Source organism: Paenibacillus sp. 01L418, from assembly GCF_056400045.1.
Genome location: NZ_JBFTSN010000040.1, coordinates 1 through 22,140, shown reverse-complemented (window position 1 = coordinate 22,140; position 22,140 = coordinate 1). Strand labels below are relative to the sequence as shown.

The following is a 22,140-nucleotide window of genomic DNA, read 5'->3' as shown; positions in this document are numbered from 1 at the left end:
CTCAGTTTGAGAAATTTCTACTTCTTGAAATTTGCACCATACGTAGGTTGAACCAACATAGTCTTACCATCTTTCAGTAGTTCCTTGATGTTAGTTTCATGGAACTCTCCACTCATAGTCCCATACCAGAAATCCCCTATCTTAACAACCACATCAGCATGATTTGTACCTGCAACAATAGCTGAGTTATACCCCATTGCATCGAACACACTGGAGTAAACCTGTGCATCTGAGTCACAGTCGCTTATCTTGTTGTACAAATTGTCGAACGCTGATTTGGGAGAACCATTTCTCGGGTTTGTTACATCTCCCATGAAAGAAGATGCCATTAACGATGTTTTGTAGGCGTGAACAGCCTCATCTACTGCCAAGCCTCCCTCTAATAAAGGGGAGAATAATCCATGTGCTAAGGTTAAACCTCTATGCTCCCTAGAACCATAAGAGTATTTGTCAGCTGTTTCTCCTTTATAAAGGTAAGCTTCATATAGATCTTCGTACTTTCCACCTGGATCAAGCTTAACAGTATCAATGGTTGCGATCTTCTCATTGACGACTTTCATTACATAGTCATACTCGTTCTGGTTCTTAGAGCCGTATGTATGCTTGCCGTAGAGAACCTTAATACCATTCACTACTGCACTCTCTTCAACTGGCTTCGTAGGTGGCGTTACTACATTGCTACCCCCACTACTGGAGATTAAAGCAGTATAAGTTCCTGCATCCCATTCAACTTTTGCACCCAATGCCTCTGCAATAAAGCGCAATGGCACCATCGTTGATCCATTGATGATCTCAGCTTTAGCAGATAAAGTCACGATCTTGCCATTAACTGTGGCTGTTGACTTACCGATTGTAAGTACGATTATAGAAGAACCTTTTGTTGCGGTTACCGTTTGGGTCTTCTGATCCCACTTAACGTCAGCCTTCAAAGCCTCGAATACCCCACGAAGCGGAACAAGAGTGCTACCATTCTTGACGATTGCAGACTGGTCCAACCTTTGAAGTGCTCCGTCTATGGTGACGTTGACCAACTTCCCTTCTTGAGTGGCAGAGAGAATGGTCAACTTATGCCCTGAACTCTTTGCCGAGACTGTACCACCTGCTACTAAAACAGCACCGACCATTGCTGCACTGACTAAAACAGAGAGCCTGCTTGCCCTACGACTGCTGCTATTACCCATGACTGTTACCTCCGAATTTATGATGAATAGAATTACATAGAATGATAGTTTGAAACAGTTAACACTACTTTTTAAGCTCTGAACCGTAAGTTGGTTGAGACAACATGTGCGCCCCATCCTTTAAAGCCTTAGCTACACTTATTTTACCGAAATCGCCACCCATAGTTCCGTACCAAGTATCACCAAGTTTAACTATTACTTCGGCATGATTAGTACTCGCTATGACTGCTGAATTATACCCCATAGCGTCAAATACCGCAGAGTAAACATAGGCATCACTATCGCAGTCGCTTATCTTATTAACTAAGTTATCATATGCTGACTTAGGTGAACCATTTCTCGGATTTGTGACATCGCCCATGAAAGAAGCTGCCATTAATGAAGTTTTATACGCTTGGACAACTTCATCAACAGTTAACCCAGCAGCTAGAAGTGGTCCGAATTTCACGTTTGCAAGTTTTAGTCCCCTATACTCGTATGATCCTTCAGGATAATTTTCTGCTCGGTCACCCTTATACAGATAGTCGTTGAATTCTTGCTCATAGCGTCCACTTACATCAAGCGGAACAGAGTCAATAGTCGCTACTTTCTTATTAACAATCTCCATTACCATGTCGTACTCTTTCTGGTTCTTGGAACCATATGTGTGCTTACCGTAGAGTACCTTGATGCCATTGACTGTTTGTAACTCAGTAGTCGCACCCTTGCTCGTGATTACTGCAGTATTGGTAGATGCATCCCAACCAACCTTCGCTCCAAGGGCTTCGGCTACGAATCGTAAGGGAATCATAGTTGAACCATTGATCACCTCAGCTTTAGCTGAAAGAGCTACTTGCTTACCGTCAACAGTGGCTGTTGATTTACCGATTGTCAGTACAATGACGGTTGAACCTTTTGTTGCCGTTACTGTTTTAGTTGCTTGATCCCATGCAACCTCAGCCTTTAATGCTTCAAACACACCCCTTAAAGGAACAAGAGTGCTACCGTTTTTGATGATTGCAGACTGGTCAAACTGTTGTAGCTTGCCATCTATCGTGACGTTAACATCCTTGTACGACTGTGTTGCGGAGAGGAAGCTTACCGCATCCCCGTTGCCTTTGGCGGAAACTGTACCGCCTGTCGCTATTGTGGAAGCTATAAGAGCTGCACTGATTACTAACGAGAGCTTTCTTACTTTCACCATGACTAATTACCTCCGATAAATTTATGGTTACTGTGGCGGTGCGAATACTACAAGTCGAGTGGAGTGGACAGAAAGAAGGAGGAAAGCGTTTCAGTTCAACTTCCGCTCAACATTTTCTCCGTACTACTCAGTTTGATTTTTCGCATACTCTGGCTTCTCTATGTTTTATATCTACCCCAATGTGTTGAATCGTTCGATGTCGCTTATATTCCAGAAAATAACTAGCAAAGCCATTAAGGAACAGAAAAGCACCATTTACATAGAACGGATGTTCTACATAACCATATTGACGGACATTCTAAATGTAATCTTATTGTTTATGTAAATAATTTACTATTTGTTGAATACTTTATCTGTTGTTGGTCATTATACCAGATTGATAATGGTCTTAAAAGGAGTTTCTCCCTTTGAGTGATCAAAACATTGTTATAAAAAAAATCATCGGTAAACACATTGCAGGTATAAGAAAGAAGCAAGGATTAAGCCAAGAAGATCTCGCTGATCTTTGTGAAGTGGATCGTTCTTATATCTCGATGATCGAGGTCGGCAGGAACGAACCATCCGTTAGCAAAATCTTTGAACTTTGTGATGGGCTAAAGATAAAGCCTTCTGACTTCTTTCGACTAGTTGAAGCTGAATATAAGAACCTTAAAGATGAACAATAATGAAACTAATGCAGAGCGGAGCGATGAGGATTTCCCTTATCGACTCCGCTCTTATTTTTATATTTAGATTAATAGTAATAGTAGTCTTTTCCTATTTCTACGGACTATGAGTCACATATACTGAAAACTGAAAATAATCTACACCTTAAGACCTATCTTTCCGATAATGAATATATATAGAAATGGTTATGATTGGGGGGGATTTTGTTTGTGGATATAAGATTAGAGTTCGGGAGTCGTGTTAAAGAGCTCAGAGGGCGCTCGGGCATGTCGCAAGAAGTACTTGCTCAGCGAGCTCAATTGGATCGGACTTATATCAGTTCGGTTGAGCGAGGAGATCGCAATGTAAGCATTATTAATATTGAAAGGATCGCTGCCGCACTAAATGTGACCATTGAGTATTTATTCTCTAGCGAACRCTTTTCAACAAATCCAGCATATTTACAAAAAGACTTTACCGTTCCCTTCTTGGAACGATTCAAATATCATCTTGATAACGAGAAAAAGGTTTTGAGTTTTCAGGTGCATGGGTTACTGACTGGAATTAATGTAGATTCCATGTCTAGAACGTTGCTTGGAATTTGTTCTGCTTACGGAAAAGACGAATTGAGTGTCTTAGTAGATCATCGTGATATGAGGGCTTCGGATGGAGAAGCGGTCGTTTACTCTCCCGAAGTTTCAGAACGAGCAATTCTGTTTCAGCAAGAGTTAACTATCTACAGCAAGAAAGTGGTCGCTCTCTGTAACTCTGAATTCATGGTTCAACAATTGAATCATGTTGCCCATCAAAGCGGCATTCTTGAAAAAGCAAGCCACCTTTATGATCAAGATAAGGTGATGGTCGAAAAGGCATTCGAACTGTTAGACATTAACGGCAATGAATTGATTAAAACCGCACGATAAAAACCACCAGAACTGATACTGGTGGTTTGAAATAATTTTGTATTTTTAAATCTTTTTCCCAACCATAGAACCATACATATTTGAAATTATAAAGTTATTCTAAATCGGTGTTTCCATATCGGAAATCAATTCTACTTCGAATTGATTCAGCCTCCACATTATTCAACAAGGAACACTGCTCCAGATGAGTTATGATGTACTTCATTCTTTTACTATATTCCATATGACTTAAATCAGGTACATCTGGTGAATCTTCATCTACTTCATCAATTAAATTATTCAATTTTTCTTTAATCATCGTTAAGAGGTTTCTACCAGCTAGTAATTGCCGTAGTTCTTCAACTCGGAAAGAAAGAATAGGAATTCTAAACCTATTAAATATCTTTTTCCTTTTCCCCTCTCCAAAGCGCCATCCAGTTCCACCTATTCCTTTTATCGAGAAAAAAATACCTAAGTTCGATTCCCGCAGTGGTAATAGCTCAGCTAGTTTAGCTACCATACCAACATCTACGCTACTACTAGCTTTATTTTTACACTCACATATTATTTTTGGGAACATATATCGCTTCATGAACTCGCTGAGAGCTAAATCAGAAAGCGTTACTTCAACATCAGTCTCATTATCTGCAATTCGGAGATTTTTCTTAACAGTAGCTCCTTGGAATCTCTCAAAGAGGAAAACTACAAAATCCTCTAGAATAGCACCCTTTTCTTGATTTCTATTGACCCAAGTCTTGGATTCTTCAATTCTATCAATCATGAACGAAACTCTATCGCAATCCTCTGGTTCTAAGAGCTTCCAAAAAAAATTATCATCTAGCCCTTTTAGTACTTCCTGAAGCTCAGAAAAATCCTTTATGTTCATCATTGTTTCCTCTTGAAGCCAACTCTAACGTTTTTAAAGTCCATAAGTGACTCACAGTAAGGACAATGTTTGTTTTGAGATTGATACAGACTTTCCACGTTCTCAAAAAGTAAGACATGTTGCTCATCTTCATTGGAGCAATTAACAGCAAAGATCATTTGAAGAATACCCTCATTGACCAGCTCAATCAAAACCTGCTCTGCAGACTTAACGTCTAATTGGCTTCCAGTAGCCAGTTTTGTTTTTGTAATAACATCACTCGGACGAAGCGAGAGAAGCTCTTTCGTCACCTCCGATAATACAGAATTCGGCAGTTTGAATTTCATCGCGATATTGGTTAAGTCTACGGATGACAATGTCCACCACCTCTTCCTCAATAAAAGTATTAGTACCTCTAATTAAGTACGCGTCTGATCCTTGCTCAACCAAGAACTTATAAGAACGGTCATCTCTTCTAAAATTAATTCCAAGCAAATCAATATCACCATCACCTCTGGATCTTTTAGCCGCTTGAGCAGCTGACCCTAGTAAGCCATGTTCTCTTGATTCTACATCAATCGTATGAGTCAAACCATCCGAACGCTGTCGGTATATCTCAAAGTTCTCCGACTCTTCTTGAACTACACCATACTTTTCCACTAGTTGAGCTTCAAATGAAACTTGAATATCCTGAACTAATTTCATTTGCATCGCATTATCTTTAACTGGATCAAGACCTGCTTCTGCTAATAGATCTGAAGCAAAATTAACAATTTTTTCTTGAAGGTTAAACGAGTGCTCCGTAATAATTGGATTATTATGGCGTGTTGCTTCTTCAACAAAACGACTTAGCCCTTTCGGTATCCACAATGGTGCTGTTATTTTTATGTCGCCAATATAAGTCTTTAAAATTTGAAAAAACATACCAGCGATAGAAGTCCAATCCGAACGTTTAGCTTTCGCCATCCCATTAACATGTTCAAGGTTTGCTGTTGGATTGAATATTATTTTACAATCATAAGTATCACTTGAAACTACGCAATGAGTAAAGAATATTTTTTTAAAAAATCTCGCACTACCATCAGGACGTTTTCCGTTAACAACACACGGAGATATAAAAGAAAAAGTATATTTATTATTAACCTCATCCTTGTGAATACCAATCAAAGTAATCTCCGTTAAGTTTGGCATAACTGAATCCAAATCCTCAGATTCATTATCGGGATTAATATCCGTTAAATTAAGCTTAATTAACGATTGTCGATTATCATAATTATTTTTCAATAAATCTGCCCTTGGCTTATCTTTTAGATTATAAACAAAAGTATAATTATTTCCGTCAATTTGATGATGGGTAAACCAATCATCAAATGCTTCATGCGAGATTGCTGAAAACAGTACTCCTTTATCATTTACAGCATTGAAGAGTATTTTTGCCATTGCGCGGTTAGATGCTATTTTTTTGATTTTATACTTATCAAATAGGATATGATAATGCTTATGCTGAGTATACATCTCAAGAAACTTATTTATGTTTTCCCAGTTCATTTCTATCCTCCGAGTAAAAACAGTATTGGTACAACTACTGTTTATTATACAGACATCGAACCTTAATTTCCATAAATTAGTTTGACGGTATTTAGAAGCGATTGATCATTTTAATATGTACGATCTCTGCTCAGTTATGTAGACATCTCGTCTACAACCTTAGTAACAAACCTTACTTGTATTTTCACATTGTCTACGACTGGTCTACAAATGGTAGGTATAACAAAACCCCGACCTAACACGGTCGGGGTTTTCATGGTGGAGGCGAGGGGATTTGAACCCCTGTCCGAAGATCACGCCACTCAGGCTTCTACGGGTGTAGTCACAGTTTTGATGTCACCCAAGCAAACGCCCCGTAACCGGCTTTCGCTAAGGTCAGCCTGATTGTCTTCTTCAGCTCACCGCAGGCGGAGATGAGACAGCGTATTCCACTACTTGTTAGCCCCTAATCCAGTCACATGGACGATGCTGGGTAGAAGCACGCACACAGTTTCTTAGGCTGCGAAAGCGTAGTTTGTTTGTTGTTTGCCGTTTAATAGGCTTTAGCGTTGATGAAGCGGACGACTCCCCGCTACCCGCAACCCGCGCTCGTACAATCCCCGTCGAATCCATAAACGCCCCCAATTTTGCATAAACGGTTAGCTGCAGATTAACACTACTCCAAAGAGTAGATCCACACTAACGTTTAGCTCAATTGAAGCTTTAGGATTAAGGATCAGCATCTGACCAAGCAGGCTGTTCCGATTGTCTAGCACGAATGCACTTGCATTTATTGATTGTCTTGCCGTTGCTACTGTCTTAGTATACCACGAATCAGCTGCTTCCGTGCACAATTGTTATTGGCAATCATGGTCGCTTGCTGCCATGGAAATCTACACCTTAGTTAGAAACCTTCTGTTTCTCACGCAGCACGCGCTGGATATCACGCTGAGCATCACGTTTAGCTGCACTATCGCGCTTGTCGTATTGCTTCTTACCTTTACCGAGACCAATCAATAACTTCGCGTAACCATTGCGCACATAAATCTTCAAGGGTACAATAGCATAACCTTCTTGCTTGGATAAGCCTAGAAGCTTATGAATTTGCATCTTGTGCATCAACAGCTTGCGAGCACGCGTTGGATCGGTAGGGTTGTGAATATTTCCTTGCTCGAACGGACTAATGTGCATATTGTGTATGAAAATTTCGCCGTTACGAATGGTAGCAAATGCATCACTAATATTTGCACGACCTGTTCGCAGCGATTTAATTTCTGTACCCAAAAGCACCATGCCAGCTTCGAACGTTTCCTCAATGAAATAGTCATGGGAAGCTTTCTTATTCTGGGCGAGCTGCTTGCCGTCACTCTTCTTACCCATGCTAGTCACCTCGACTTAATTAAGCTAAAATAATGGTTGCACGTATACTGGTGTTCATTGTAACAACTTTAACAACGAAAATCAAGGCGGCTACGGAGCATCCCGCTCTGTCGCCCTGCCCAAAAAGGAGATTTCCCATGCTGCTTGAAATCATTGCTACTACTGCAGATGAAGCGGTTACAGCTGTAGTGCACGGTGCGGACCGTGTAGAGCTTATATCCGCCTTTGAAGAAGGTGGACTAACTCCACAAGAGGACATTACGGTTTCGGTGCTTGAGGCGTTAAAACGGCTCGAGCAAGCTAATCACACACCTATAACTAAAGTATATCCCGTACATGCGATGGTTAGGCCTCATAGCAAGTCCTTTGTTTACGATAAGGCAGATCTTAGTGAAATGACTGCTCAAATGATCAGAATGCGTACATTAGGCGTTCATGCGTTCGTCTTAGGCACGCTTCAGCTTGATGGGACTATTAATACAGATGCTTTAGAAAGTTTATTGGAAGCTGCCGGTGATCGTCCTGTTACCTTCCACCGAGCATTTGATGAGGTACCTGACCAAGAAGAGGCGTTAGCCACACTCCTAAAATACCCTCAAATCAAATGGATACTTACCTCAGGCGGTAAACCGAGCGTTCTTGAAGCAACAGATCAAATTAATAGGTTGGTTAAACAAAGTATTGGACATACTGTTACCATACTCCCTGGAAGCGGTCTATCGGTTCCTTCATTGCCTGCCTTTATAAAATCTACCGGAGCACAAGCCGTTCATCTCGGAACTGGTGTTAGAACCGGTGGAACAGATTCTCCTATCGATGGAATGCTCGTTCGTCATGCCCGTCAATTACTTAACGAATTCCTATAAAGAAACAAAACAGAAGCTCCTTTTATGCACAAAAAAACCGCCCTCAACCTAAAAGGTCAAAGGCGGTTTTATCAACGTTCGTAAGCTATTACAGCTTTACAACGTTTTCTGCTTGTGGTCCACGGTTGCCTTGAACAACGTTAAATTCTACGCGTTGTCCTTCTTCAAGAGTTTTGAAGCCTTCGCCAGTGATTGCGGAGAAATGTACGAATACATCGTTGCCGCCTTCAACTTCGATAAAGCCGAAACCTTTTTCTGCGTTAAACCATTTAACTGTACCTTGTTGCATGTGTAAAAACCTCCAAAAAAATAATATTAATATGCGCCTGGTTTGTCTTTAAACAAAAAATTCACACATTGGAAAGGGTTTCATGACTATAATGATACCCTTTTCAATATGTGAATTCAGGTTCATATTATCGATTGATTTGAGTGTACTATACCCAGAATTAAAATGCAAGTGACGAGCTTAAATATATTTTCCCAAATTGCCCAGATCGCGGCGACTTCCAATTATGCCATAGAACGGAAGTCGCCGCCCTTATTTATTTGCGATTTTTCCGGACAAAAGCAGCTGTGGCGTTACCGCCGCCTCCGCTTTTTTTCTTCCGCTTGCTCTTCACCGCATCGCCGCCGCTGCCTTCCACGCTCGGCAATTCCGCGCCTCGCTCGCTACCGACCACGCCGCCCTGCGGCGTATGCCGCCGCTTCGCGCCGCCGCCACTTCCATCGCTCCGCCGCTGCCCGGCTCCACGACCATTTCCGCCTGGCCCGCCGCTATTGCGGATGGGCAGGCCCCACATATCCGTACGCGCATTGTTCCCGCGCGATGAATCTCTACCGTTGCCCGGCGACAAATCCGCCTCTTGCCCCGGCCCACGCTCCGCCGGATTTCCACCGTCGTTCACGCCAGCTCCGGCTGCGCCTTCGCCTCCACGTCCGCGCCGCTTGCCGCCGCGCCCGCTATCAGGTGCATCGATGCGCCATGGATTGGCCTGTTCGACAATGCCAACCACGCTGCGATCGACGCCGCCGCCAAATCCGCCGCGTCCGCCTTTGCCTCCGCGACCTTTGCCGCGGCCGCCCTCGGCTGCACCGCCTTGACCTTTACCTCCCGCGTTTGCACCGCGATCCGTTTTACCACGATAACCTTCGGCTGCACCGCCTTGGCCTTTGCCAGCCGCGCTTGCTCCGCGCTCGTTTTTGCCACGGTAAACTTCGCTTGCGCCACCTTGGCCCTTACCAGCACCGCTCGCTCCGCGCTCGCCTCTTCCGCGGTTGCCCTCACCTGCACCGCCTTGACCTTTGCCGCCCGCACTTCCTGTGCGCTCGCCTCTGCCGCCGCGATTGCGATCACCGAAACCACCGCGTTTTTTGCCGCCGCGTTCGCCGCCGCCAAAACCACTGCTTGGTATGCCTTTATAGCCGCTGCGCGGCTTCATATCTACAAGCTCGAAATCAATCGTGTGCTCCGTCATACTCACCCGAGTAACGCGAATTTTAACTTCATCGCCAATTCGGTACACTTTGGACGTACGCTCGCCGACCAATATCATATGCTGCTCATGGAAGTTATAGTAATCATCAGACATGTCGCTCAAACGAATTAATCCTTCGACCGAATTGTCCAATTCGATAAACATGCCGAAGCTCGTTACGCTGCTAATAATGCCTTCGAACTCTTCGCCCACTTTATCGAGCATGAATTCACATTTTTTCAACTGCTCTGTGTCACGCTCTGCATCAACCGCTACACGCTCACGTTCCGAGGAATGCTGCGCAATTTCCGGCATCCTTGCCGTTAGCGACTCATGTCTCGCTTCTGTCAACTGGCCTTTGCCATCAAGCACCTCGCGAATGATACGGTGAATGACCAAGTCAGGATAGCGGCGAATTGGGGATGTAAAGTGTGAATAAAACTCAGCTGCAAGGCCAAAATGCCCCAAGCTCTCCGCATCGTATTTCGCTTGCTTCATTGAACGAAGCATCACCGTGGAAATAACGGTCGCTTCCTTCGTGCCGCGAATGTCCTCAAGCAGCGTTTGCAATGCTTTTGGATGAATGGAATTGCCTTTACCCTTCACAACATAACCGAAGTTTGCTGCAAACTGAACGAAGTTAAGCAATTTCTCCTGTGTCGGATCTTCATGGATCCGGTACAGGAACGGCACACGAAGCCAGTGAAAATGCTCGGCCACCGTTTCATTCGCCACGAGCATAAATTCCTCGATGATTTGCTCCGCTACCGAACGCTCGCGCTTCACAATATCAACCGCTTTGCCGTTCTCATCCACGATAACCTTAGACTCTTGAAAATCGAAGTCAATCGCTCCGCGCTTCATTCGTTTTGAACGAAGACGCATCGCTAGATCCTCCATCAAGCCAAACATATCAAGCAAGCCGGCGTATCGTTCTTTCAACTCGGTTTGCGGCTCTTCTTCCGTTGCAGTCAATATTTTTTTCACATTCGTATAGGTCATACGCTCTTTCGTGCGAATCACACTCGTAAACACATCATGACGTACACGCTTAAGCGTCGCCGCATCAAATTCCATTTCACATGAAAGCGTCAGACGATCAACCTGCGGGTTGAGCGAGCATATGCCATTCGACAAACGATGCGGCAGCATCGGAATAACGCGATCCACCAAATATACGCTGCAGCCTCTAAGGTATGCTTCTTGATCGAGCTCTGAATTTTCTTTTACGTAATAGCCGACATCGGCAATATGTACACCTAACAAATAATTGCCGTTCTCCAGACGCTTCACATGCACCGCATCATCTAGATCCTTTGCGTCCTCGCCATCTATCGTCACGATGACCTCATCGCGCAAATCTCGTCTGCCTTGCTGCACAATCTCATCGTCTGTAATGGAATCAGGTGCCGCTTCAGCTTCTCTCATTACTTCATCAGGAAAGCCCTCTGGCAGCTGATGCTTGCGAATAATCGACAGGATGTCGACACCGGGATCATTTTTATGTCCCAAAATTTCGACAATTTCCCCTTCAGCAGCAGAACGCCCTTCTGGATAGGAAACGATTTTAACGACAACCTTCTGTCCGGAGACAGCACCTTGATAGCCGCCTTTTGGAATAAAGATATCCCGATTGATCCGTTTATCATCCGGCACGACAAAAGCATAAACCTCGTGATCCTCGAACGTTCCTACGATTTGCGTAACGGCACGTTCTACAATACGGACGACCTCGCCCTCCATCCGGCCTCCATGCTCACTTCTCGAAGTGACACGAACCAGAATGATGTCTCCATTCATTGCGCTCTTCAAATCATTGGCGTGCAAATACACATCTCCATGATCCTTCTCATCCGGGATTAGAAAACCGAAGCCCTTGGCATGCGATTGCAGCTTGCCGCGCAATAAGTTCATTCGTTCCGGCACGCCGTAATGATCATTTGGCGTACGAATGATTTTGCCTTCATCCTCTAATTTGTTCAGCAGCTTAAGGAACTCCTTAAACTCCACTGCATCTACGATACCAAAATGTTTCTCAAGCTCTTGGTACGTCATCGGCTTATACGCCGTCTCTCTCATAAAATCAAGCAGTTCCTGCTCGTAATTAATCATTATTAGTTTTTCTCCTCATAAACCTGCCGTATTGCTCTAGCGCCATTTGCAGCAGGTTGATAGATTATCATATAACTTGTAGTATACACGAAATGGAAGCCCAGCATCCGTGAATATGATGAAAATACAAAAAAAGCGAGGAATATCCTCGCTTTCTGCGTGTGTGTTCGTTATTGTTTTACGAAGTAAGATACAACAAGCGCCAATATGAAGAAACCAGCTGCAAGAGCAACTGTCAAACGTTGCAAGAACAAATCCAAACCGCGCGCTTTCTGTTTTCCGAAAAGGTGCTCAGCGCCACCCGTAATCGCTCCGGACAAGCCTGCACTCTTACCTTTTTGCAACAATACGACAGCAATAAGGCCGACAGAAAATATAACAAGCACGATTTTCAATATGATATCCATTCATTCCACCTCCAGCATAGGAGCTCCGTAGAAACACATAAATCGAGTGTACCATAGATGGGCACAAATTACAATAGGACAGGCCTTATTCTCGCTGTTCACGCAAAGCCATGCTCTTTCAAATAGTTAAAATTATTTGCTGCGCTATCAAGGGAGCTTGAGCTAAATTGCTCCTGCTCCACAAACATATACTTAACGCCTGCAGGCTCAAGCTCTTTTAACAGCTCATCATAACCTACCTCGCCTTTGCCGATTTCTGCATCCTTCCGCCCTTTCAAAAAGTCTTTCAAATGCACGCAAGGAACCCGTCCCTTATATTTCTTCAAATAATCAGCTGGTTTATAACCAGCGATATAAATCCAGCCCAAATCAAACTCCATCTGCAAGAGCTCCTCTGGAACATCCGACAATATTTGATCGATAATAGGCTTCTTCTCCACCAGCTTAAATTCAAAATCATGATTATGGTAGCCGTATTGCATACCTGTTGCCTTCACCTGTTTTGCGCATTTTGTGAAAACATCAACTAAATACTGCACATTATCCTTTGTCGGAAGTTCAGGAAGCGGCGACCAAGGCGTAATAATATAAGTCACATCAAGCTCCATGGCATATTCAATTTGTCCTTCAAAATCAGACTCCAATTGCTTGGTATCGCTAAAATTCAAAGGTACATGAACGGAGGGGGCAATTAATCCGAGTCCATCCATCTTGCTTTTCAACTCTTTGGCCGGCATTTTGAAATACCCTGTGAATTCTACCGCTTTATAGCCGATTTTGGCTACCTTCTCCAGGGTGGACAAAAAATCGATCTCCGTTTGATCACGAAGAGAATACATTTGAATGCCTATAACAGGTTTCGCCAATCAAACACACCGCCTAATCGTTGATGCTTTACCCTCTTATTATGTCCTGTATGAGCGAAAAAAAAAGAAGGATATGCCTGATGAGGCATACCCTTCTATATAAGCCGCTAAATGCGTCTTATTTTACGTGTTTCAAGTTGTAGAAAGCTGATTTGCCAGCATATTGAGCTGTCGAACCAAGTTGGTCCTCAATGCGAAGCAATTGGTTGTATTTCGCAACGCGGTCCGTACGGGAAGGAGCGCCTGTTTTGATTTGGCCAGCGTTTGTAGCTACAGCGATGTCAGCAATTGTGCTGTCTTCGCTCTCGCCTGAACGGTGAGAGATAACTGCTGTGTAACCAGCGCGTTTAGCCATTTCGATTGCATCAAAAGTTTCAGTAAGCGTACCGATTTGGTTAACTTTTACAAGGATAGAGTTACCTACGCCTTTGTCGATACCATCGGATAGACGCTCAGTGTTCGTAACGAACAGATCGTCACCAACGAGTTGAACTTTTTTGCCAAGCTTCTCAGTAAGCAATTTCCAACCATCCCAATCGTCTTCAGAACAGCCGTCTTCGATTGTAAGGATTGGGTATTTGTCAGCCCATGAAGCAAGTAGGTCAACGAACTCAGCAGGTGTGAACGATTTGCCTTCGCCTGCAAGCACGTATTTGCCGTCTTTGAAGAACTCAGTGGAAGCAACGTCCATACCTAGGAATACGTCAACGCCTGGCTTGTAGCCTGCACGCTCGATAGCCGAGATAATTGTTGTAATTGCTTCTTCGTTTGAACCAAGGTTAGGAGCAAAGCCGCCTTCGTCGCCAACAGCTGTGTTAAGGCCTTTATCATGCAATACTGCTTTTAGGTTGTGGAAAATTTCTGCGCCGATACGAAGCGCTTCTTTGAAGCTTTCAGCACCAACAGGAAGAACCATAAATTCTTGAACGTCGATGTTGTTGTCAGCGTGCTCGCCGCCGTTGATGATGTTCATCATCGGAACTGGAAGCGTCTTAGCGTTGAATCCGCCAAGGTAAGTGTAAAGAGGTACATCAAGAGCGTCAGCAGCTGCGCGAGCTACTGCCATCGATACAGCTAGAATCGCGTTAGCGCCTAGCTTAGCTTTGTTTGGAGTACCATCAAGCTCGATCATTTTGCGGTCGATAGCTACTTGATCAAGAGCGTCAAGGCCAATGATTTCAGGAGCGATTTCAGTGTTAACATTTTCAACAGCTTTCAAAACGCCTTTACCAAGGTAACGGGATTTGTCGCCGTCACGAAGCTCAACAGCTTCGTATGCGCCAGTGGAAGCGCCGGATGGAACGATTGCACGGCCTTTGCCGCCAGACTCAAGAGAAACCTCTACTTCTACAGTTGGATTCCCGCGGGAATCAAGCACTTCGCGTGCGTATACATCAACGATAATTGACATGAGAGAAAACACTCCTTTTAAAGTTTTATTTTTTGTTGATTAATGTAATGCCCGTCATTTCAGCTGGTTTAGCAAGCTCAAGCAGATCAAGAACCGTTGGTGCGATATCTGCAAGAATACCGCCGTCACGAAGAGTTTCGCCTGCTTTCGTTACGATAAGCGGAACCGGGTTCGTTGTATGTGCCGTAAACGGACGGCCATTCTCGTCGAACACCATGTCAGCATTACCATGGTCAGCCGTGATGATGCAGACGCCGCCTTTGGCTAGTACAGCTTCCACTACTTTGCCAAGGCATTCATCCGTCGCTTCAACCGCTTTGATCGTAGGCTCCAGCATGCCGKAGTGGCCTACCATATCAGGGTTGGCGAAATTCAGAATGATTGCGTCATGCTTGTCAGATTCAATCTCGCGTACCGTGGACTCAGCTAGCTCATATGCGCTCATTTCCGGCTTGAGATCGTACGTTGCGACCTTAGGGGAGTTAATAAGCACACGAGTTTCGCCAGGAAGCTCATGATCGCGTCCGCCGCTGAAGAAAAATGTAACGTGCGGATATTTTTCTGTTTCTGCAGTACGTAATTGAGTCTTGTTGTTTTGCACGAGCACTTCGCCAAGCGTATTATCAAGGTTCTTTGGTGAATACGCAACGAATCCGCCAACGGTTTCACTGAATAGCGTCAAGCAGACGAAATACAGATTAACAGGGCGCTTCTCGCCACGGTCAAAGCCGCGGAAGTCCTCGTTCGTGAATACTTGCGACAATTGAATCGCACGGTCAGGACGGAAGTTGAAGAAAATCACTGCGTCCTCGGATTCAACAAGGCCAACTGGCTTGTTTTCACCGTCTACAATAACCGTTGGCATAACGAATTCATCATAAACCGATTTCTCGTAGGATTCAACTACCGCTTGAATCGGATCGAAATATTGAGGGCCCTCGCCATATACCATAGCGCGGTAGGATTTCTCCGTACGCTCCCAGCGCTTGTCGCGGTCCATTGCATAGTAACGGCCTTGAACCGTCGCAATGCGGCCTACGCCAACCTCTTCGATTTTGGCTTGAAGACGCTCTAGATAGCCCTTTGCACTGTCCGGGGACACGTCGCGGCCATCAAGAAAAGCATGAATGTACACTTCTTCAAGCTCTTCCTTCTTCGCTAGATCGAGCAATGCGAACAAATGCTCAATGTGGCTATGAACGCCTCCATCCGACAGCAAGCCGTATAGATGAAGCTTTTTGCTATTTGTTTTTACATGGCGAACAGCACCAAGGATCGTCTCATTGTCGTAAAATTCACCATCGCGGATCGATTTACTAATACGAGTTAAATCCTGATAAACGATGCGGCCTGCACCGATGTTCAAGTGGCCAACCTCAGAGTTGCCCATTTGACCTTCAGGAAGTCCAACCGCTTCGCCGCATGCTGTCAATGTCGTATGCGGATAAGTTGACCAATAACGGTCATAGTTTGGTTTGTTTGCTTGGGCAACCGCGTTGCCCGTTACATCATCGCGCAAACCGAAGCCGTCGAGAATAATAAGCGCTACAGGTTTCGGAGCAGCCATATTACTTGGCCCCCTCGACCAGTGCAATGTAGGATGCAGGCTCCAAGCTCGCGCCCCCAACAAGTGCACCGTCAATATCAGCTTGACCCATGTACTCAGCTACGTTATTAGGCTTCACGCTGCCGCCGTATTGAATGCGAACCGCATCAGCAGTCGCTTGATCGTAAAGACCAGCAACAACGCTGCGGATATAACCGATAACATCTTGTGCATCCTCGGAAGTAGAAGATTTGCCAGTACCGATAGCCCAGATTGGCTCATAAGCGATAACAACTTCAGCTGCTTGTGCTGCAGATATGCCAACAAAAGCCGCTTCCGTTTGCACTTTGCATACTTCTTTTGTTTGTCCAGCTTCGCGCTCTTCCAGCTTCTCGCCTACACAAACGATAGGAAGCAAGCCATTTTTGAAGGAAGCATGAACCTTCTTGTTTACGATCTCATCTGATTCCGCGAAATAAGCGCGGCGCTCGGAGTGACCGATAATTACGTATTTCACACCAAGATCCTTCAGCATAACGCCGCTGATTTCACCTGTGAATGCACCGTTGTCTTCAAAATGTACGTTTTGTGCTCCAATAGCAATCGACGTACCTTTTGCAGCTTCAACAAGTGCCGGAAGTGTTGTGTATGGCGCGCAGATCACGCTCTCTACACCTGCAACTTCAGCTTTACCTTTAATTTCGGAGAAAAATGTTACAGCCTCGGATACCGTTTTAAACATTTTCCAGTTACCTGCAATAATCGGTGTTCTGTTGCTCATGCGTAATCCTCCTCAAATCTATATAGTTGGGTAAATGTATTATTTATCGTTAAGAGCAACTACGCCTGGAAGCACTTTGCCTTCCATGAACTCTAGGGAAGCGCCGCCGCCTGTCGAGATGAAGTCCATTTTGTCAGCTAGGTGGAATTTCTCAGCTGCTGCTGCGGAATCGCCGCCGCCAATTACAGTATAGCCAGCTGTTTCTGCGCAAGCGCGAGCAACGGCTTGTGTACCATGGGAGAATGGCTCGATTTCGAATACGCCCATAGGTCCGTTCCATACAACCAGCTTGGAGTTTTTGATCACATCAGCATAAAGTTCACGTGTTTTAGGACCGATGTCGATACCTTCCCAATCAGCAGGGATGCTGTCAACGTCAACGATTTGCGTGTTAGCGTTAGCGCTGAAATCGTCAGTTACAACGATATCAACTGGGATCAAGAAGTTTTTGCCTAGTTTTTTCGCTTTTTCCATGAACTCAAGAGCCAAATCAAGCTTGCTGTTGTCTACAAGCGATTTGCCGATTTCATGACCTTGTGCTTTGAAGAATGTATAAGACAAGCCGCCGCCAATGATGACATTGTCAGCAATTTCAAGCATTTTATCGATTACAGCGATTTTGTCTTTAACTTTCGAACCGCCAACGATTGCTGTGAAAGGACGCTCTGGGTTGTTAAGCGCTTTGCCTAGTACTTCAAGCTCTCTCTCCATAAGAAGGCCTGATACAGCTGGCAAAATGTGTGCAATGCCTTCTGTCGAAGCGTGAGCGCGGTGAGCAGCGCCAAATGCATCGTTTACGAACAGGTCAGCAAGTTTTGCAAAAGCTTTCGCTAGTTCTGTATCGTTTTTCTCTTCGCCTTCATAGAAACGTACGTTTTCAAGCAATAGCACATCACCGTTGTTTAGTGCAGCAACTTGCGCTTCGACAGCTTCACCGATAGCTTCGTTCGCTTTTGTTACTTGCTTGCCTAGCAGCTCAGATAGACGTACTGCGGAAGCTGTGTGGCGAAGCTCTTCTACTACTTGACCGTTTGGACGTCCAAGATGACTTGCAAGAATAACTTTTGCGCCTTTTTCGATCAAAAAGTTGATTGTAGGAAGCGTTTCACGAATACGTTTGTCATCCGTAATTTTTCCATCTTCAAGCGGCACGTTAAAATCAACGCGAACAAATACTCGTTTACCAGCTAGTTCTGCAACATCACGTACACTTTTCTTATTCATCTATGAAGCCTCCCGAAAATGTGTTATGGAAAGGTATAGCGGTAGAATACAAAAAAAAGAAGGGCGTTCCTTCAAAGAAGAAACGCCCCCATGAATTACGACTCTAGAAGCCGCAAATCAAAAACCTTAGCTCCGCATGCGCGGAATGCTGCGGTCTTTAGTCCGTCTTCTTTGCTTACAGACCTTTGCTAGCAATGTAAGCAGCAAGATCAACTACGCGGTTCGAGTAGCCCCACTCGTTGTCGTACCATGAAATGACTTTAACCATGTTGCCTTCAACAACCATAGTCGAAAGACCATCAATTGTAGAAGAAGCAGGATCAGTGTTGTAGTCGCTAGATACAAGCGGCAATTCGTTGTAGTTCATGATGCCTTTAAGAGCGCCTTCTGAAGCTTCTTTGAATGCAGCGTTAACTTCTTCAACAGTTACATTAACTTTAAGCTCAGCAACAAGGTCAGTTACGGAAACGTTAGGCGTAGGAACACGCATAGCCATACCGTTCAATTTACCTTTAAGCTCTGGAAGAACTAGTGAAACAGCTTTCGCTGCGCCAGTTGAAGAAGGAATGATGTTCTCAGCAGCTGCGCGAGCACGACGCAAGTCTTTGTGAGGAACGTCAAGAACGGATTGGTCATTTGTGTATGAGTGAATTGTAGTCATCATACCTTTAACGATTCCGAATTTGTCGTTCAATACTTTTGCGAAAGGAGCAAGGCAGTTCGTTGTGCAAGAAGCGTTGGAAATAATGGTGTGTGCCGCAGCGTCGTATTTATCTTCGTTAACGCCGATAACTACTGTAATATCTTCGTTCGTTGCAGGTGCGGAGATGATAACTTTTTTAGCGCCGCCTTGCAAGTGAAGCTCAGCTTTTTCTTTCGCTGTGAAAATACCAGTTGATTCAACTACGATTTCAACGCCTACCGAACTCCAAGGAAGGTCTGCAGGGTTGCGCTCTGCGAATACTTTGATTTCGCGGCCATTTACGATAAGCGCGCCTTCTTTAGCTTCTACAGTACCGTCAAGTTGACCGTGTGTTGTATCGTATTTCAGAAGATGTGCCAGTGTTGCAGTATCCGTAAGATCATTTACTGCCACGATTTGAACATCAGGGTTGTTCAGTGCTGCGCGGAATACGTTACGGCCGATGCGACCAAAACCATTAATACCAACTTTAACCATTTTTGTTTCCTCCTAAGCGTTTTTAAAAGATTTATGAATATATTTCAAGACATTTTGCAGGTATGCCTTAACAGCAATTTGCAAAGCGTCATGATTCCTTATTGCCTTCTTCTTGACTATGCTTCTCTTGATCGATCAAAGCTACGATTTCGAGTGCCGCTGCTTCATCCGTTACGAGTACATCATTGTGTCCAAAGCGCATCACTGCCGCTATAGCCTCGCCTTTGCTCTTGCCGCCGGCTACACCTATAACAACTTCAGTTTTAACAATATCCTCGAGCCGTAACCCCACCGTTTGCATTTTGTGCACGACAGCGCCTTTTCGGTCAAAATAAAACCCGAATGACTCCGCCAAAGCACCCTCAGCTTCCATAGCATCAATAACTTCACGCTCTAGCCGCCTGCGTCTTGCCATAACCATAGCATCTCCGATACCATGTACAACGATGCGAGCACTGCGGATGACATCCACAATTTCTCGAATGTTCGGCTCCTGCATAATAGATGCAAAAGCTTCCTCTCCCAGATGATCCGGTACATGCAGAAGTCTGTACTGCGCTCCTGTACGCTTAGCCATCATGGAAGCAATCGTATTCGCTTGGTAATCCAAGCTCTCCCCTAGACCGCCTCTAGCCGGTACGAACAAGTTCGTATTCAGCTGAGAAGAACTAATCAGTTGATTCGACAGCTGTGCAATCGTCGTTCCGCCTGTTACAGCTACAACGTCGTTAGGCTGCATTACCTTAATAAGCACCTGACATCCCGCACGTCCAAGCTCTCGCTTTGTTTGGGCAGAGACTTCCGAATCGCCAGCAACTATAATGACCTGCGATAGGCCGTAGTGACTGCGAATCGTTTCCTCCAGTTCGGATAGTCCGAACATTGTCTTGTAGAATGGCTCAAGCTGCTCTAATAGAAGCTTGCCTGAATCGCTAATCCGCATGCCTCCCGAATGAATCTCGAGCAGCCCCTGCGTCTTTAGGAAATCGGTCTCTGCCCGAAGCATACGCTCCGTCATCGATAATACAGAAGCCAACGTTCGACGTCCGATTAAATCCGATACCATTACTTGATGCAAAATCGAATATCGTTTCTTCATGACCTCTAGCAGATCAGGCACAAGCTGCTGCTGCAGTTCAATGATCTGACGCATTTCTCATCCTTCACTCCATCGGCCTATAGCGTATTCGGTTCAAAATACGTTGGACTCAATATGTCCCGCGGTATCATTTCAAGTCCCACCTTTAGTTTATCGGAAATAACCGATTGTAGCAATAGCCGATTATCAATTGGAAACGGTTTCCGACGCATTTTTAACAAATTTAATTTTTGAACATCGCTTGCTTTAAAATCTTTAATATCATATAATCATTTTTGCGACTATTTTCTTACAAAAGCAGATAGCAGCAACAGCAACTTTTTCTTATGCGCCCGTGGTCCAATGGATATGACGCAGCCCTCCGAAGGCTGAGATCTAGGTTCGATTCCTTGCGGGCGCGCCATTACTTTTCATTATCGCAAGTTCAAACTCTATATTGATACACACGAACCGTTCCTATACGCTGGAACGTTTTTTTTATTTTAAGCAACGGCCAAGTGATTAATCTCCCGCTACAACATCCAACCTATGCCTCATTGAAAACACTCCAAATTGCGCTTGTTTATTTCATCCAATCCACTTCAATCCCATTTTTTTCGTATACGCAGCAAGGGAAATGCAGACCTGTTTGACTATCTTTGACTTTTGACTTTTCATCCGTTATTATGAGAATACGATTTAACCATTCATTGTTTTTTTAGGAGGGGGCTTACGTTGGATATGAATTTCGTTCCTATGGTTATTGAGCAAAACAATCGGGGTGAGCGTGCGTATGACATTTACTCTCGCCTACTGAAAGATCGCATTATTTTTCTAGGATCAGGTGTAAATGACGTGGTGGCCAACTCCATCATCGCTCAATTGTTATTCCTGGCGGCAGACGACCCTGAGAAGGACATTTCTCTTTATATTAACAGCCCGGGCGGCTCAATTACGGCAGGCATGGCTATTTACGATACGATGCAATATATTAAACCTGATGTATCTACGATTTGTGTAGGTATGGCTGCTTCTATGGGTGCTTTCTTGCTTACTGCAGGTGCAATTGGCAAACGTTACGCGCTTCCGAACAGCGAAGTCATGATCCATCAGCCACTTGGCGGTGCAGAAGGCCAAGCAAGCGATATCGCCATTCGTGCGAAACGCATTATCGGCATGCGCGACAAGCTGAACGGTATTTTGGCAGAGCGCAGTGGACAATCGCTTGAACGTATCGAGAAAGATACAGACCGCGATTACTTCATGAGTGCAGCAGAAGCCAAAGAATATGGCTTGGTTGATAAAGTAATTGAGAAACTCGCATAATTCATTCCGATTCCGCTAGGTAATAGGTTTGAACGCAAAAAAGAGCAAGTTCGGATTCATCCGAGCCTGCTCTTTTTTTTAGTGCAAACACATTCGTAAGATTATTGTACATTCCATATAAAAAAAGAGCTGCCGCCGCAAGCTCATAATGAACCTGCGTGACTTCTCTCCTTCTTCATTAT

At 44.5% G+C, this 22,140-nt stretch carries 19 protein-coding genes, 1 tRNA gene and 1 other RNA gene; 5 read left to right on the top strand and 16 right to left on the bottom strand.

The genetic code is table 11. The features are described from left to right. Positions 1-17: 17 nt before the first annotated feature. Both AC1DSE_RS08380 and AC1DSE_RS08375 read right to left on the bottom strand, forming a co-directional pair. Complete coding sequence (locus AC1DSE_RS08380) at positions 18-1,181, bottom strand: stalk domain-containing protein (protein ID WP_477512248.1); 1,164 nt, start codon at positions 1,179-1,181, stop codon at positions 18-20. 64 nt (positions 1,182-1,245) lie between these two features. Next, positions 1,246-2,364, bottom strand: a complete 1,119-nt coding sequence (locus AC1DSE_RS08375) for a stalk domain-containing protein (protein ID WP_477512247.1) — start codon at positions 2,362-2,364, stop codon at positions 1,246-1,248. A gap of 407 nt (positions 2,365-2,771) precedes the next feature. On the opposite strand from AC1DSE_RS08375, the gene AC1DSE_RS08370 reads away from it, so the two are divergent. Both AC1DSE_RS08370 and AC1DSE_RS08365 read left to right on the top strand, forming a co-directional pair. Beyond that, the gene (locus AC1DSE_RS08370) at positions 2,772-3,029 is read left to right on the top strand and encodes a helix-turn-helix domain-containing protein (RefSeq protein WP_477512246.1); all 258 of its coding nucleotides are present in this window, start codon (positions 2,772-2,774) and stop codon (positions 3,027-3,029) included. 210 nt (positions 3,030-3,239) lie between these two features. Continuing rightward, the gene (locus AC1DSE_RS08365) at positions 3,240-3,932 is read left to right on the top strand and encodes a helix-turn-helix domain-containing protein (protein ID WP_477527579.1); all 693 of its coding nucleotides are present in this window, start codon (positions 3,240-3,242) and stop codon (positions 3,930-3,932) included. A 94-nt stretch (positions 3,933-4,026) separates the two neighbouring features. Here the strand turns inward: AC1DSE_RS08365 and AC1DSE_RS08360 are convergent, their stop codons facing one another. The 4 genes from AC1DSE_RS08360 to smpB form a co-directional block, all read right to left on the bottom strand. Further along, positions 4,027-4,800, bottom strand: coding sequence for a hypothetical protein (locus AC1DSE_RS08360; RefSeq protein WP_477512244.1), 774 nt, complete (start codon positions 4,798-4,800; stop codon positions 4,027-4,029). Positions 4,801-5,052: 252 nt separating this feature from the next. Beyond that, positions 5,053-6,324: a hypothetical protein gene (locus AC1DSE_RS08355; RefSeq protein WP_477512243.1), complete on the bottom strand. Its 1,272-nt coding sequence runs from the start codon at positions 6,322-6,324 to the stop codon at positions 5,053-5,055. Between the two features lie 256 nt (positions 6,325-6,580). Next, positions 6,581-6,946, bottom strand: a transfer-messenger RNA (tmRNA) gene (ssrA, locus tag AC1DSE_RS08350). 257 nt (positions 6,947-7,203) lie between these two features. Continuing rightward, positions 7,204-7,683, bottom strand: coding sequence for an SsrA-binding protein SmpB (gene smpB / locus AC1DSE_RS08345; protein WP_076270736.1), 480 nt, complete (start codon positions 7,681-7,683; stop codon positions 7,204-7,206). A 137-nt stretch (positions 7,684-7,820) separates the two neighbouring features. On the opposite strand from smpB, the gene AC1DSE_RS08340 reads away from it, so the two are divergent. After that, positions 7,821-8,549 carry a copper homeostasis protein CutC gene (locus AC1DSE_RS08340; RefSeq protein WP_477512242.1) on the top strand — a complete coding sequence of 243 codons (729 nt, stop codon included), beginning with the start codon at positions 7,821-7,823 and terminating at the stop codon, positions 8,547-8,549. Positions 8,550-8,637: 88 nt separating this feature from the next. Here AC1DSE_RS08340 and AC1DSE_RS08335 read toward each other — a convergent pair whose 3' ends face one another. The 10 genes from AC1DSE_RS08335 to AC1DSE_RS08290 all read right to left on the bottom strand — a co-directional run bounded on the left by AC1DSE_RS08335 (position 8,638) and on the right by AC1DSE_RS08290 (position 20,707). Further along, positions 8,638-8,838, bottom strand: a complete 201-nt coding sequence (locus AC1DSE_RS08335; protein WP_028609190.1) for a cold-shock protein — start codon at positions 8,836-8,838, stop codon at positions 8,638-8,640. 256 nt (positions 8,839-9,094) lie between these two features. Continuing rightward, positions 9,095-12,139, bottom strand: coding sequence for a ribonuclease R (gene rnr, locus AC1DSE_RS08330; protein WP_477527578.1), 3,045 nt, complete (start codon positions 12,137-12,139; stop codon positions 9,095-9,097). A gap of 170 nt (positions 12,140-12,309) precedes the next feature. Beyond that, positions 12,310-12,546 (bottom strand): preprotein translocase subunit SecG, encoded by a 237-nt coding sequence (gene secG / locus AC1DSE_RS08325; protein ID WP_054025946.1) that lies wholly within the window; start codon positions 12,544-12,546, stop codon positions 12,310-12,312. Between the two features lie 98 nt (positions 12,547-12,644). After that, positions 12,645-13,412, bottom strand: a complete 768-nt coding sequence (locus AC1DSE_RS08320) for a sugar phosphate isomerase/epimerase family protein (RefSeq protein WP_477512240.1) — start codon at positions 13,410-13,412, stop codon at positions 12,645-12,647. 118 nt (positions 13,413-13,530) lie between these two features. Beyond that, positions 13,531-14,823 carry a phosphopyruvate hydratase gene (eno, locus tag AC1DSE_RS08315; RefSeq protein WP_076270740.1) on the bottom strand — a complete coding sequence of 431 codons (1,293 nt, stop codon included), beginning with the start codon at positions 14,821-14,823 and terminating at the stop codon, positions 13,531-13,533. Positions 14,824-14,848: 25 nt separating this feature from the next. After that, a complete protein-coding gene (gene gpmI / locus AC1DSE_RS08310) occupies positions 14,849-16,390 on the bottom strand; it encodes a 2,3-bisphosphoglycerate-independent phosphoglycerate mutase (RefSeq protein ID WP_477527577.1) in 1,542 nt (513 codons plus the stop codon). Between the two features lies 1 nt (position 16,391). Further along, the gene (gene tpiA / locus AC1DSE_RS08305) at positions 16,392-17,150 is read right to left on the bottom strand and encodes a triose-phosphate isomerase (RefSeq protein WP_477512239.1); all 759 of its coding nucleotides are present in this window, start codon (positions 17,148-17,150) and stop codon (positions 16,392-16,394) included. A gap of 39 nt (positions 17,151-17,189) precedes the next feature. Next, positions 17,190-18,374 (bottom strand): phosphoglycerate kinase, encoded by a 1,185-nt coding sequence (locus AC1DSE_RS08300; RefSeq protein ID WP_477512238.1) that lies wholly within the window; start codon positions 18,372-18,374, stop codon positions 17,190-17,192. Positions 18,375-18,549: 175 nt separating this feature from the next. Continuing rightward, on the bottom strand, positions 18,550-19,554 hold the full coding sequence (gap, locus tag AC1DSE_RS08295) for a type I glyceraldehyde-3-phosphate dehydrogenase (protein WP_054025940.1): 1,005 nt from the start codon (positions 19,552-19,554) through the stop codon (positions 18,550-18,552). 88 nt (positions 19,555-19,642) lie between these two features. Next, entirely contained in the window at positions 19,643-20,707 is a 1,065-nt protein-coding gene (locus AC1DSE_RS08290; protein ID WP_339206024.1) for a sugar-binding transcriptional regulator, read from the bottom strand. 274 nt (positions 20,708-20,981) lie between these two features. Here AC1DSE_RS08290 and AC1DSE_RS08285 point away from each other — a divergent pair. Together AC1DSE_RS08285 and clpP are read left to right on the top strand one after the other, a co-directional pair. Then, positions 20,982-21,056, top strand: a tRNA-Arg gene (locus AC1DSE_RS08285). 317 nt (positions 21,057-21,373) lie between these two features. Then, on the top strand, positions 21,374-21,958 hold the full coding sequence (gene clpP / locus AC1DSE_RS08280) for an ATP-dependent Clp endopeptidase proteolytic subunit ClpP (protein WP_169091151.1): 585 nt from the start codon (positions 21,374-21,376) through the stop codon (positions 21,956-21,958). Positions 21,959-22,140: the final 182 nt, after the last annotated feature.